The organism is Bremerella sp. JC817, assembly GCF_040718835.1.
In the GTDB taxonomy this organism is placed as follows: Bacteria; Planctomycetota; Planctomycetia; order Pirellulales; family Pirellulaceae; genus Bremerella.
Window position 1 is genome coordinate 396,387 of sequence record NZ_JBFEFG010000274.1, and the last position, 13,401, is coordinate 409,787.

The 13,401-nt window shown below is 57.5% G+C and carries 11 protein-coding genes; 10 read left to right on the top strand and 1 reads right to left on the bottom strand.

Going from position 1 to position 13,401, the window contains the following annotated elements; genetic code table 11:
- Positions 1–28 precede the first annotated feature (28 nt).
- Complete coding sequence (fabF, locus tag AB1L30_RS15800) at positions 29–1,270, top strand: beta-ketoacyl-ACP synthase II (protein WP_345086369.1); 1,242 nt, start codon at positions 29–31, stop codon at positions 1,268–1,270.
- A gap of 26 nt (positions 1,271–1,296) precedes the next feature.
- On the opposite strand, the gene AB1L30_RS15805 is transcribed toward fabF, so the two are convergent.
- Entirely contained in the window at positions 1,297–1,770 is a 474-nt protein-coding gene (locus AB1L30_RS15805) for a GNAT family N-acetyltransferase (protein ID WP_367014388.1), read from the bottom strand.
- A gap of 553 nt (positions 1,771–2,323) precedes the next feature.
- Between AB1L30_RS15805 and AB1L30_RS15810 the strand changes: the two genes are divergently transcribed.
- The 9 genes from AB1L30_RS15810 (at position 2,324) to AB1L30_RS15850 (ending at position 13,248) form a co-directional block, all read left to right on the top strand.
- Positions 2,324–3,391, top strand: a complete 1,068-nt coding sequence (locus tag AB1L30_RS15810; RefSeq protein ID WP_367014389.1) for a DUF1559 domain-containing protein — start codon at positions 2,324–2,326, stop codon at positions 3,389–3,391.
- A 248-nt stretch (positions 3,392–3,639) separates the two neighbouring features.
- A complete protein-coding gene (locus AB1L30_RS15815; protein ID WP_367014390.1) occupies positions 3,640–4,062 on the top strand; it encodes a hypothetical protein in 423 nt (140 codons plus the stop codon).
- Positions 4,063–4,286: 224 nt separating this feature from the next.
- On the top strand, positions 4,287–5,807 hold the full coding sequence (locus AB1L30_RS15820) for a hypothetical protein (protein WP_367014391.1): 1,521 nt from the start codon (positions 4,287–4,289) through the stop codon (positions 5,805–5,807).
- A 204-nt stretch (positions 5,808–6,011) separates the two neighbouring features.
- Positions 6,012–7,538, top strand: a complete 1,527-nt coding sequence (locus tag AB1L30_RS15825; protein ID WP_367014392.1) for a hypothetical protein — start codon at positions 6,012–6,014, stop codon at positions 7,536–7,538.
- A gap of 204 nt (positions 7,539–7,742) precedes the next feature.
- On the top strand, positions 7,743–8,903 hold the full coding sequence (locus AB1L30_RS15830; protein WP_367014393.1) for an Lpg1974 family pore-forming outer membrane protein: 1,161 nt from the start codon (positions 7,743–7,745) through the stop codon (positions 8,901–8,903).
- Between the two features lie 6 nt (positions 8,904–8,909).
- On the top strand, positions 8,910–9,848 hold the full coding sequence (locus tag AB1L30_RS15835; RefSeq protein WP_367014394.1) for an Lpg1974 family pore-forming outer membrane protein: 939 nt from the start codon (positions 8,910–8,912) through the stop codon (positions 9,846–9,848).
- Positions 9,824–10,768: an Lpg1974 family pore-forming outer membrane protein gene (locus AB1L30_RS15840; RefSeq protein ID WP_367014395.1), complete on the top strand. Its 945-nt coding sequence runs from the start codon at positions 9,824–9,826 to the stop codon at positions 10,766–10,768. The genes AB1L30_RS15835 and AB1L30_RS15840 overlap by 25 nt, the downstream gene beginning before the upstream one ends.
- 202 nt (positions 10,769–10,970) lie before the next feature.
- The gene (locus AB1L30_RS15845; protein WP_367014396.1) at positions 10,971–11,816 is read left to right on the top strand and encodes a hypothetical protein; all 846 of its coding nucleotides are present in this window, start codon (positions 10,971–10,973) and stop codon (positions 11,814–11,816) included.
- A 157-nt stretch (positions 11,817–11,973) separates the two neighbouring features.
- Complete coding sequence (locus AB1L30_RS15850; protein WP_367014397.1) at positions 11,974–13,248, top strand: hypothetical protein; 1,275 nt, start codon at positions 11,974–11,976, stop codon at positions 13,246–13,248.
- Positions 13,249–13,401 lie beyond the last annotated feature (153 nt).

Consider the following 13,401-nt stretch of genomic DNA (forward strand, 5'->3'; position numbering starts at 1 on the left):
CCGCCAGTACTCTAGCGTTCATAGAATCATGAAGCGTCGTGTTGTCGTTACCGGAATGGGAGTTGTCTCCTCGCTAAGCTGCCAACTGGATCAGTTCTGGTCCAAGTTGATTGCGGGAGAGAGCGGTATCCATGAAATTACTATCCTGGATTCTTCCCGATTCAAGGTAAAATTCGCCGCCGATATTGGTGACTGGGCGCCAGACGAGTACATCGACTCGAAGGAGCAGAAGCGTCTCGATCGCTTCTCGCAATTTGCAATGGTCGCTGGAATCGACGCCGTGAAAAACTCCGGCCTCGATTTCTCGCAGGAAGACTCTTACCGCTGCGGCGTGATTCTTGGCTCGGGCGTGGGCGGCATCGCCACCATCGAAGAGCAGACCGAGAAGCTGCTGACCAAGGGTGCCGATCGCGTCTCGCCGATGACGATTCCGCGCCTCATGCTTAATGCCGCCGGTGGGAACCTCTCGATCCGCTATGGACTGCGTGGCCCGAACTTCACGGTCGCCACTGCTTGTGCCAGTGCCACCAACGCCCTGGGCGACGCCATCAAAGCAATCCAATACGACGAAGCGGACGTCGTCATCTCGGGCGGTACCGAAGCTGGTATCACGCCGATGGGCATCAGCGCCTTCTCGAATATGAAGGCCCTTTCGATGCGTAACGACGACCCAACTCGTGCCAGCCGGCCATTCGATATCGATCGCGATGGTTTCGTCATGGCCGAAGGTGCTGGTGTTGTCGTGCTCGAAGAACTCGAACATGCCAAGGCTCGCGGTGCGAACATCCTGGCCGAAATGGTCGGCTTCGGTTGCAGCGGCGACGGTGGTCACATCACTTCGCCAGATCCTGAAGGCCGCGGTGCTGCTCGTGCGATGCAAAACGCGTTGAACGACGCCAAGCTGGCCCCGGAAATGATCGACTACATCAATGCTCACGGCACCAGCACGCCTCCAGGCGACAAGGCCGAGACCATCGCCGTGAAGACCGTTTTCGGCGATCACGCTTACAAGCTGGCCGTCTCGAGCACCAAGAGCTCGCTCGGTCACTCGCTGGGTGCCAGTGGTGGTATCGAACTGATTGCCTGCGTTAAGGCGATCAACGAAGGCATTATTCCGCCGACCATCAACCTGAAGAACCCAGACCCTGCTTGCGATCTCGACTACACGCCGAACGAAGCGAAGAACCGCAAGGTCTGCTACACGATGAGCAACAGCTTTGGCTTCGGCGGCCACAACGCATGCGTGATCGCCAAGGAATACGCTGAGTAAGCTCTCTCAGCGGATCGTGTCACGAACTAAACGGACCGCCTCATGGTCACTTCATGCAGGCGGTCAAACGTTTCGCTTCGGCACCAGTTCGCCTCGCTCTCAGTAACGACAGCGAACCCCATTTTCTCAAACAGCCCCACATTGCCCGTCTCACGAATCGTGAACAAGCTGACTGCGGTATGGCAATTCTCTCTCGCCATTTGCAGGGCGAATGCAATCAACTTCCGGGCAACGCCACGCTTCCGCATCGATGGCACGACTCCCAAACCAGTGATGCAGAGAACCTCTGGTTCGGACGGATCGCAATAAAGCCCGACGACACCAACATCGACTCCGACGAGAGTGGCAATCACTTCCACCCGGGTGCCACGCGCCACGGGCAAAGCTTGCGTTGCCGAAGCGATCGGCCTGTAGATAGAACGATTCGACTCGAATGCCAAAGCCCGCAACTCCTCGATCCGTGGCAAGTCGACCAGGCCGGCCGTTCGTAGAGAAATCATCACGCGCGTCCTCGGCGGAAAGTCATCGATCGGTTCCATTCCTCTCGCTAGGCCAATCCATACCACAAAAATTGCTGGGCCAAAGTTGGTTCCCGTAATCTCACCACGGCGACCACCACAAATTTTATTACAAAAGCATTCGACGTCCTTACATCGAACATACAGATAGGCAGGCCAGTTGGTCTGCCTTTTTTCGTCGACACCTGGCGGAACTACTTCTTATCGATCGCTCACCCGCCACTCTCAAAGGCGATCTACCGCTCGCCAACGGCGGATATTTGGTGACGTTTCCCGCCAATGGGTTACGGAAACTACCACCATTCTTAATAGAGCGGTTTGCACGCGAGTCTTCGCAAGCAAACTAAATTTCCCCGTTCATTTTTATCACGGGTCCAGGCAGTGATTTGCATTTTGCACCAGCCAAATTTCTGCTTTCTTGCAAATCATTAGCAGGGCTTGGTTAACCGTTGAGCCGTTAGCCACAGCCATCACAAAATAAGGAGATTGTCGTTTTAATTTGTTCGTCTTACGACTCTGAAGACTAGGATTCCCCATGAATTCACGTGCGCATCGTTCCGGTTTTACATTAGTTGAACTTCTAGTGGTCATTGCGATCATTGGCGTTCTGATCGCATTGCTGCTGCCAGCCGTGCAACAGGCTCGCGAGGCGGCTCGACGAATGAGCTGCTCGAACAACCTGAAGCAGCTTGGTCTGGCCATGCACAACTTCCACGACACTTATAACGCCTTCCCCGTCGGCACCACCGACGACGACATGAATAACTGGGGCTGGGCCGTTTATCTGCTCCCTTACATCGAGCAGGACAATCTTTACCAGATGATGACGACCCGCGTGGCCGCGAATTCGCCACCGGCTTACCTGGTCTATAAGTCGGGCACGCACATCAATGTCGATACCTACGACAGCACGACCAGCACCACCAATCCAACCGCCGTGGTCAACGCCAACACGGGCGGCACCGTCGCCGGCCAAGGTGGCGCGACGCAGTTGATCCAGGCGTTTGTCTGCCCAAGCGATATCTTGCCCGAGAAGGAAGATAACGGTTACGCCAAGAGCAACTACCTCGGCTGCATGGGCTCCAACTATGGTGGCACCGCTGCGAACATGCCAAATGCCTATCCCTGGAACACCGGTGTGGAAGGCGGCCAGTCGCCAGGCTCGCTCGGTCGCAACTACTGGGGCGTTTCGCAGAATGGTGTGTTCGGTGCCGATGGCAATAACACCGAAACCTGGATGCGTCGCTTCTCGGACATCACCGACGGTACCAGCAACACGATCGCGATCGGCGAAGTCTCCGTTTCGGAACACGTCACCTCCAGCAACGTCACCGACACTCGCTTTCCGATTTGGGCCGGCGCTAACGGCTTCTGCTGTGCGATGCGTCGTCTGGGCGGTGTGCTTCGTATGGCCAACAGCCAGTTCTACATCAACCGTCGATTGGGCGACGCTTCCGACCAAAGCTTCGGTAGCCAACACCCAGGCGGTGCTCAGTTCGTGTTCTGCGATGGCTCGGTGAAGTTCGTTAGCGAAAACATCAACACCGACATCTACAGCTACATGGCTGGTCGTAACGACGGTCAGATTATCGGCGGCTATTAATTGTCGCTGCGGAATCAGTCGCCTGACCGCAACTTCTTCTAAGTCCATTTGGCCGTGGCAAGTTTCGTAAGACTTTGTCACGGCCTATCGCCGACCATCTTCGCCGAAGACCGTCAGCGAACGTTCCCTTCATCGAGCGGTCGTACGCCGCTCGAGCAGGTCTTGTTGCCCTGGGCCGATGCCGCCTCTGCATTCGTCCGGGTCAATTCGTGGTTATTCCTGTTCATCCCGTTGAGAATGTTTGCAAGATGAATCGCATACTTTTATTCCATCTGATCCTGTTTAGTTCTGTCTCGCTCGTCGGCTGCGGCCCTAGCGGCGCTTTCGATACCGCGCCTGTGCATGGCACCGTTACCTTTGACGGCCAACCGGTCACAGAAGGGACCATCGACTTCACTCCGATCGCCGGCGGCGACAGCCAGATGACTGGCAAGCCTGCCGCGGCTCGGATCAACGAAGACGGCACGTTCAGCGCCGGCACCTACGGCGATTCCGACGGCGTCGTTCCGGGCAAGAAGCGAGTTCGCTACAGCGCTCCGCTGCCAGAAGATACCCGCGAGAACGCCAACAAAGCTCCGAGCCCATTCACCGGTTTGCAAATCGAACCAAGTGAAATCGACGTTCAAGCTGGCGACAACAAAATCGAATTCGTCTTGAAGAAGTCGAAGTAACTCGATCCGTCGCGCCTCGTCCACCCAAGTCGCCGAGAGCTTCGCACCCAGGTGCGAGGCTCTTGGTGCTTCTTGCCGAACCTTTCCCCGGCAATCGTCCACCTTTAGTGGTCAGCCGCCGACGTGCTTCGCGGCAATTCCGGTAGCATTCATCATCTGGCCAGCAGTATGCTACAAGATACCCATGGCAATGATGCAGTTCCCGTTTGCCCTTACCTTACACCATGCACGAGAAGATCCAACGTCTGCTTGCCGCTATCGATCAGGCCATTCAATCTGAATCGGACGGGGTCGATCTACCGGAACTCCTGACGCGTCTGCCTGCTCCTGGGACCTTGCCTTCGCCGTGGGAGGCTTGGGGACTGATTGTCTTAATGCGTCATCGTCGCCGGCAGCAGTGGGTGCAAACGATGGTCGAGACCCGCTTGGATGGCAACATCGCGGCAATCGGCCAAATGGGTTCGCTCGGGCACCCGGAAGATCATCCACGACGAGGTAGCCTGCCAGGGATGTCAGAATGGGAATACTTCTTCCATGGCTGCGGCTGCTGCTTAAGTCATAAGGTGAATGGGGACGCCATCGACGTCGATTTCCACGATGGCTCGGCGAACTACTTCGACACCTACTTCTTTGAGCACTACCTGAATTCACTCCGCCACGCCGAGCCACCTGAACAACGGCTCCAGCAGTTACACCCTTCACAGGAAGCCGTTTCGTTGTTCTTCGAGAATCTGCGTCGGCTGGGCGTCTTGGTGCCACTGCGGGATGAAAGCACCCATCCGCTGCGTTTGGCCGACGACGTAGTCGAGTACGAAGACTCGATCGACCAGTTCTGTCAGAAGTGGGCTCGCGAAGATCGTTTGATGCTGGCCGCGATCATCGGCGACTGGCTCTCGGCCGATGCGATGGCGGAAGGTGAACCAGCCTTACAAGCGATCACCGGTCCGAGGGCTAAAGCGTGTGTGGAGCTACGCAGAAGCGAACTTCGCGCGATGACTAACTTTCGGTCTCCTGATGTCCTGCGAGGCCTGGCCGATCTTGGCGATGCGCAACAAGACATCTCAGCGGCACTCGAAGGAGAACCATCGGGACTCACGTCCGCCGCGATCGATATCATCGCGCAGCAAGACGATCCGCAGTGGTGCCCGGCCGTCTTTGCCCTGACACGTCGTATTCGCCCCGACGGACAGGTCCCGCAGCCTTATATCTGGACGCGAGCTCAGACGTTTTTGCTTCGGCATCAACATAAGATCGACCAGGTCGTTCAGTCGCTGCCTGACTGCGGCGGAACCCAGATCGGAGAAGGGGCGCTGCTCGCGCTCGAGTACGCCCCAGAGCACGCGTTGTCGCTGATTCGCAAAGGGCTTCGTTCTTCGATTCCGTGCAATCGTATCGATGTCGCGGCGTTATTGGCAGTGATCAATAAACCGTGGAGCCGGCGAGAACTGCTCGCCTCGCTAGAGTACTCCAACGATCAGGCCCTCACCGCCGATGCCCGAGCCGCGTTGCTCGAAACATGCAACGAAGAAGCAGAACAAGCGGTTGTCGCTTGGGAGAAACGCAATCCGCACGAAAACGAACCGGGCACCTACCTGGAGGTAGAAGGCCGCACCGTTGGTCCTTTCTTTTCGGTCAACGAAGTCATGCTTAGGCAGCGTGGAGAATTTGTTCGCAGTGCGATGCAAGAGATCCACGACCGCGTGATGAAGATCCGTCACGTTATTCCTCCCGAGCCGAAATCCTGATGGAAATCCTGGGGCTAATACGGACGAAATCTGGCGCAAACCTCATCCTTCAGAGGGGGCGGGCAACCACCACCCTTTCAGATTCTATTCGCCAGGGTCAATTCATTCCGTGTAAGATAGATCCCCAAGCGTGACCCACACTGGTCCTGTTCTCCCGTCCGCTTTAATCCTCGCTATCTCATCTGTCCTTCGGGGCCCCATCCTATGATCTCACGTACGACGTATCTCGCTGCCTGGGTGCTGGTCTTTGGTTTTCTGACATTGCATACCACGCACGCGGACGAACTCGCACTGCCTGGGCTGAAGCTGACCCAACCTCAAATTCCAGCGGCAGTGGAAGGGGCAACGCGGAAGCTGAACGAGCAAATGGGACGCAATGTCGAACCAGCCCTGAACGCCGCCGTTCACCTGGTGCAGTTGTTCGGAGCGGAAGTCCTGAAAGACGAACTGCGAGACACCACGCTGCAGATGCTGGGAATCGAATCGTTCGACAAAGATACGCCGCGAATGATCTACCTCGAGCCGTTCGCGCGAATAAAGCATCGCGATAACCCAGAGAAGCGTCAGGCCTTTCTCGAGCAACTCGAAACCGACTTTCATATGACCGCCGGCGATCCCTGGAAGCCAGAAGACTTTCCGGCGTTGTCTGCCTACTTCGATGCCAATCAACAGCAACTCGATCGCCTGGTCGCGATCGCCGATCTGCCGCACTATTACGCACCAATCCTTTCGGCAGAAACCCCTCCGAGCTTGATGGGTGCTTCCTACACCCTCGAATATCGCTTGCCCTACATGGCCCACTGTCTGGCGAAGCGTGCCATGCGATCGCTGGCGACCGGTGACTTCGACTCTGCGACGAACGACTTGATGGCCGCCCACAAGTTGGCCAATCTTCTGGCGAATGGTTCGCCGCTGGATGTGTCGCTGGCGAAGGCTCACTGGGCCGATTCGTTTGCCTTCCGAAGCGAACAATCGATGCTGCGGAGTGGACTGCTTTCGGCCGACCAAGCCAAGCAGTACCTTGCCAAGCTGCAAGAGATGCCACGTCTCCCCAGCGATGTCCGGGCCGCCGACATCGGCGAACGCTTAACGATGCATCGCGAGATTGAAATGCTGCGCGACAGCGACGAAGCGTTGTTCGCCTTCTTCGATTGGGATCCGATGGAACGCCAGGCCGATCTCGCCAAACTACGCGGCGCGGATATCGATTGGAAGCTTGCCTTCGAGCGAACCAACGAGATACAAGACAAGATCGTTGCCGCATTGGGCATGACCGATCCGAAAGCTCAACTCGCCGAGATCCGTCGACTCGATGCCGCAGCGGCCCAGTGGCAGAAGGCAACCGACACCGACAAGACTTCGCTATATGACAGCCTGATGGCAAACCGAGAAGCAGCCAGTCGCTGGATCGGCGAAGCGGTTGCCATGGGCTGCCGACCCAATTTGTGGCAACGTGTGCATACCGACAATCGCGGCTCGGTCCGTCGCGACTTCACACTGGTAGGTTTCGCCTTAGTGGCCTATCGCCAAGAGCATGGTGCCTACCCAAAGCAACTCAGCGAACTGACACCCAACCTGCTGAAGGAACTGCCGGCCGATCCTCACTCCAACGAACAGTGGGGCTACAAGCAGTTGCCCAACGGCAAGGTGCGACTCATCTCTTGGGGCGCGAACGGAATTCCGAATGCAGGTGACTGGCGAGACGACGACGTTTCGCTGGAACTCGATTAAGCCATCACCGCTAGCAGGGCAGGGGACGCCACGCAAAATAGACTGCCCTCGATCTTTCACTGCAGTCGCAGCACATGACCAGTCGACTTTAACGATTAAAGGGACTTTGCCGGCGGCATTGCCGCATGGAAGTCTCCCGCGAGACCGGTTCTGAGAAACCACTCGCCGCTAGGTCGAATCTCGCCGGCCACTGGCTGGTACGTCATGCAGCACACTTCCTGCAAGATGCCGCGGCATCCTGAGATCGCGAACGATCGTGCCCAGCCAATTGGCTGCGGTCGCTGGTCGCTGCTGCTTGCGATGACGATCGCGATGCTTGCCGGCAATCCCTTGTGGGCCCAAACAGTTGAAGAAATTCCCTGGGACACGCATGAGTCGCTGGCCTGGCAGGAAGTCGCCTCGATCGCCGACACAGCGCCCGTTCGCACATGGACACCCTTCGCCGAACTGTTGGCATGGAAGCTTACCGAAGGGAGCGCCGAGAACTGGGCCCAAGAGATCACGCCGCTTGGTTCCGGCAGCCTCTATGGCACAGCGTCGCTCGTCGAAGCTCCTTTCAGTTGGAATGCCGGCCTAAGGGTTGGGCTCGAGATCGAGCATCCGGCGGAAGAGGTTCAGGCCACCCTCAGCTACACCTATTTCGGCACGACCGCCACCGCGCAAGCCGCCGGCGTGGTTTACTCCGCGTTCCTGGGGAACTTCTACGCCGACAATCCCGACGGCGCCGCCTTTGGTCCGAACTACCGCAGCGCCGACCTCGACTGGGACGTGCAGTTTCATACGCTCGATCTGGAATTCGGGAAGACGCTCGCCATCAGTTCCGCCTTGGCACTGCGTCCATACGTCGGCATCAAAGGGGCCGTGATTAGGCAGAATATCGACTCGACCTGGCACGATCCGATCGACTCATCTTCGCATACCTACCTCTACAGCAGCGCGACCGAAAAACTGAAGCAAGACTTCTGGGGTCTCGGTCCCACGCTGGGGATTCACGCCATCGCTCCGATATCGATCACGCCATCACACAGCGTGACCGCCTACTTCAATCCGTCGGCGACGTTGATGTATGGCAACTGGACCTTCAGCGATGTCTTTCAAACCGATGGGCTGACGTCGACGACGATCCTCACGCCATCAACGATTGCAATCAACTCGGAAGACATCCACGGCGCTGCCACAATGCTGCGGCTCTCTTGTGGTCTGCAGTGGGAACAGCCAGGGCGTCGCGTGACGACTCGCCTGCGACTGGGTTACGAAGCTCAGGTCTGGCTGAATCAAATGCAGTTCTATTCGTACAACATGGGCCGACTCAACAACCTGATGTCGGTTCAAGGTGGCCTCCTGGAAATTGGCTTGAGCTTTTAATCGCTGATGAACCGTTGTATTGCATCCCTGATCCTCCTGCTTGCCAGTTGCCTGCCGGCTGCTGCCGAGGGAGTTACGCCTTTTGCCGAGGCGTTGATCTGGCATGCCTCGGCGGAAACATCGTCGATCTGGGCGAGCGATTTGAACCTGGCCGATACCTTTGGCGCGACGAACGTCGAGTTCGGCTGGTCGCCAGGCATCCGAGCCGGCATCGATCTGGCTCCGCCAGAGTGGCAATGGGACGTCGAGGTTTCCGCCACGCACTTTTCCACCTCGCAAGAGTCTTCGATTCCATCTGGCTTCAACCTGGTGATTCCCGAGTTCTTCAGTGGTTTCGTCAGTGGCTATTCAACCGACTTCTTTGGCGCGGATGTCGACTGGTCGATCAAATACACGAGCTTCGATTTCGAGGCTGGCCACGATATTGAAATGGGATGCAACTGGCTCGTTCGTCCCCAGTTCGGTCTGAAGGCGGCCGTGATCAATCAAGATGTCACCTCCCATTGGACCGGGCTCTTTTCGTTGATCACCGCCACCGAACGTGTTCGCCACGAGTTCTTCGGTATCGGTCCCACCGCTGGCGTGGCCGTGCGCTGGAATCCTGGCGGTGGCTCGTTGGGCCTGGTGGGCGAAGTCAACGGCGCTATGCTGTATGGAACCTGGAACGTGACCGACGATTTCCAACGAACCGATGGCGGCACGCCTGGCAGCGGTTACGAGGCCTTCACGACCAGCATGAAAGATTCGCAGCTTGGCACCGTCATGCTACAGTCGTTCTTCGGGATGCAGTGGAAGCTTCCGTGTCAGCTCGATGTCGTGGCCGAGGTGGGATATGAAACGCAGTGGTGGGCCAATCAACAGCGGATGCTGACTTTCCAGCAGCTGTCGATGCATGGCGATTTGACTTTCCAAGGTGGTGTATGCGGTATTGCAGTTTCGTACTGATCTGCTTGCTGGGGATGGTCTCCCCAGTACACGCCGCCGAAACCTTCGGTGAGTTGCTGTACTGGAAAGTGACCGAGCCGGTCGATTGGGTGCTCGACACCAACAATCTGCCGGTCTACCAGTACATCAATTACAAATCGACCACGTACGACTTCTCGCCCGGCTTTCGCGTGGGAGGTTCGCTTGGTGGTGACTGGTCGCCGACGCTGGCCTGGACGCACTTCCAGACCGATACGGAAGATTCCGCGACCGGCGATCTGACCTCCGCCTTTCTTGGCGGGAAAGATTCGCAGCCGCCGGCCCCCAAAACCTATTTCGATTCCGGGCAGATCGACGCCCAGATCAACTACGACGTGATCGACCTCGATGGCGGCGTTCCGATGGAAATCGCTTCGTGGCTGACCATTCGTCCGGTGATCGGTGTACGAGCTGGCATCATTCGGCAATCGTTCCACACGCAGTTCCAAGCCAGTTATAGCGATGCGGGCACCCCCACCGACGTGCACGTGATCGAAACGGCGGAAAGCAACTTCTGGGGAATTGGCCCGAAGGTTGGGATCGAGAACCACTACGCCTTGCTGCAAACCGATCGGTGCCAGGTTGACCTGATGGCGAAGTTCTATGCTTCGTACCTGCTAGGGCATTGGGACGTCCCCGACCTGGCCTCGACGAATAAAACCCAAGGCGGATCGACGATGACCACCTCCCAGCGAATCCAGGTCGACGAGCGCGACTTCAGTTCGCTGGCGTTTCAAGCGATCGTCGGCGTTCACTGGAAGTATTCTGCCTGGAGCGGCAGCATCGGGTACGAACTGAACGACTGGCTCGACCAATGCCAGATCTTCACCGATGCCACCGGCCCGCAAAATAACGACTTGCTGCTACAAGGCCTGACGGCGAACATTGCCCTGGAGTTTTAACCGCAGCGCAGGGGAATGGCTGCCCGGTCACCGGTCGATCGAAATCCAGCCAGCCGCGGGACGCGTCGTTCGCAGGCTCGTCGGTCTCGGCAGCAAATAGGCCAAAAGAGGGAGACCTAGGGGAAATCCTTGCGTTTTCGAGCAGATTGGGAAAAGATCATATGTGGGCATCTTCTTTCTCTTTGCAGGGTTTCTGGCGAGCATGATTCGCGTTACGTGTCCTTGTTGTGGTGCAGGCATCCGGGCCGAAGAACGGCTGATCGGTCAAACGATCCGCTGCCCGAAGTGTTTAAGCCAAACCAAAGTGCAACGTCCCAAGTTCGACGATCTGGCGAAGCCCGTCGAGCCGACCTATGCCCCGCAAGCTCAGGACGACGATAAGCCGCGCGATCAAGACTGCCCGAAATGCGGTGGCCATCTGCCGGCCGGCGAGTACTTGTGCAAGCAGTGCGGCTATCACGTGAAGCTCGAGGCATACTTCAAGGACCTGACAACCGAGGCCCTGGAAGCCGGCAAGGAACCGAAGACTCGCCTGGAGCGGCTCTTCGAGAGTCAGCTGCACGAACTCGCCACTCCTCGGGAAGTCGTCTACGCCTCGGCCGCTTGCCTGGCGATGATGGGACTGATCGATGTGATCGCGGCCCGGTTCTTCTTCGGCGTGATTGCTGGCACAGTGATTGGCTTGATCGTTGCCGGCCTGATGGTCTTTGGCTGGTATGTGCTGATGCAACGCATCGGTGCTTTCAAAGATCCCAAACGGGAAGAACGACTTCAGAAAGAGCAACTTACCAAATCGGCCAAGGTCACGCGCGACCCTGGCAAAGCGCAGGGCGTCAGCGAAAAGATCGCCAAGCCGGTGGCGGAATCTCGCCCGCAACCCAAGTCGCCGGTCGCCGAACCACAGCGTTTAAGCCTCGAAGACGAAGCGGATATCGATTTGTTCGCTGAGACTAAACCTGCAAGCCGAAAACCTGCTAGCACTTCTTCCCCCGGCACGGCCGCGTCTTCACCGAAAAAAGAGGACGATTGGCTAAACGAACTGCTCTAAATTGCCGGCTTGCTACGAACGATGCCGTAGCAATCTTCGATTCGTCTTGCTGTCGTTTGTGCGCCTTCCTATACTCCGGCGACTTTCGACGAATTGTCTCAGCCAACGAAGGGAATCGGCGAGACTTATTTCACGTCGAATCAAGGAGGATTGAACCATGGCACGGCGTTGCCTTTTCAGCATTTTGTTGGTCGCTTTGACCACGACCATTGCGTTTGCTCAAGCCGAACCGCAACCGATGCCTATCGGCGGGTCGCCCAGTGGTGCCTCCGATTCCTCTTTGCAATGGCGAAATCCGGGCGCTTCGGTACCGAGCCGAGTCGACACTTCCGTCCAGCCAGCCAACTTCGCCTCAGCACCTTCCGCCCCTGCGGCAACGACTCCGCCGGCTGAAAACGTCTCGAAAAGCGGCACTTTGCTGAAGGTCACATCGGGCCTGAAAGAACTTCCTAACGACGCCGGCCAGGTCTGGCGCGATTACGACCTGACCCCTTACACCAGTCGCGTGACCACCACCGCCAAGCCGGAACAAGCGATCATCGACTGGATCTTGCGCGAGACCGGCACCGACGTCTGGTTCGGCGAACCACTCGGCATGCTGCACGCCAACAAGAACACGTTGCGGGTCTATCACACGCCTCAGATGCAGGAAGTCGTGACCGACGTCGTTACCAAGTTTGTCGACAGCCAGGCCGAAGTCAAAAAGCTGGGCGTTCGCCTGGTTACGGTGAAAAGCCCTAACTGGCGTCGCCTTGCGTATCGCATGATGCAGCCAGTTTCAGTGAAGACTCCCGGCATCGAAGCCTGGTTGATGAGCAAAGAAAACGCCGCGATTCTGCTGAGCGAACTTCGCCAGAGAAGCGACTTCCGCGAGCATCACGCCGCGGACCTGCTGATCCACAACGGTCAATCGAGCACGATTGCGATGCTTCAGCCACGTGTCTTCGTCCGAGGCGTTCGCGCTACGCAGACTTTCCCTGGGTATGAACTGCAATCGGACCAGATCGAAGAAGGCTTCTCGATGGAAGTCAGCCCACTGCTGACGCCAGACGACCGGATGATCGATGCAGTGCTGAAGTGCAGTGTCGACCAGGTCGAGAAATTCGTAAACGTTGATGTCGATGTCCCGACGGCGGGCACCGGTCGCCAGGCAGTCGATATCCAGATTCCGCAAATGGTGAGCTGGCGTTTGCACGAACGCTTCCGCTGGCCATCGGAACAAGTCCTGCTGATCAGCTGCGGAGTGGTGGCTCGGCCTCAGTCCGGCATTGCGACGTCGCCCCAACTTCCGTCGATTCCGCTCCTTCCACAATCGCCACCACGAGCCGACGGCTTGATGTTTGTTGAATTCAAAGGGGACGCCAAAACCGGGGCCGGCACCCCAGTACCAACAGCTCAGCCAGCCGCCATCGACAGCCGCGGCCGCTATTAATCGACGCTCCCGAACAAATACCAGCTGCTACCTTGCTTATTGCCTGTGCGAGAGGCCGATCCTTGGGCTTCTCGTGCGATTCTCTTGAAATCCAACGTCACCCACCTTGGTTGACCACAATTTGGGGCTCAAAATCGACCGATCGAGCCTAAA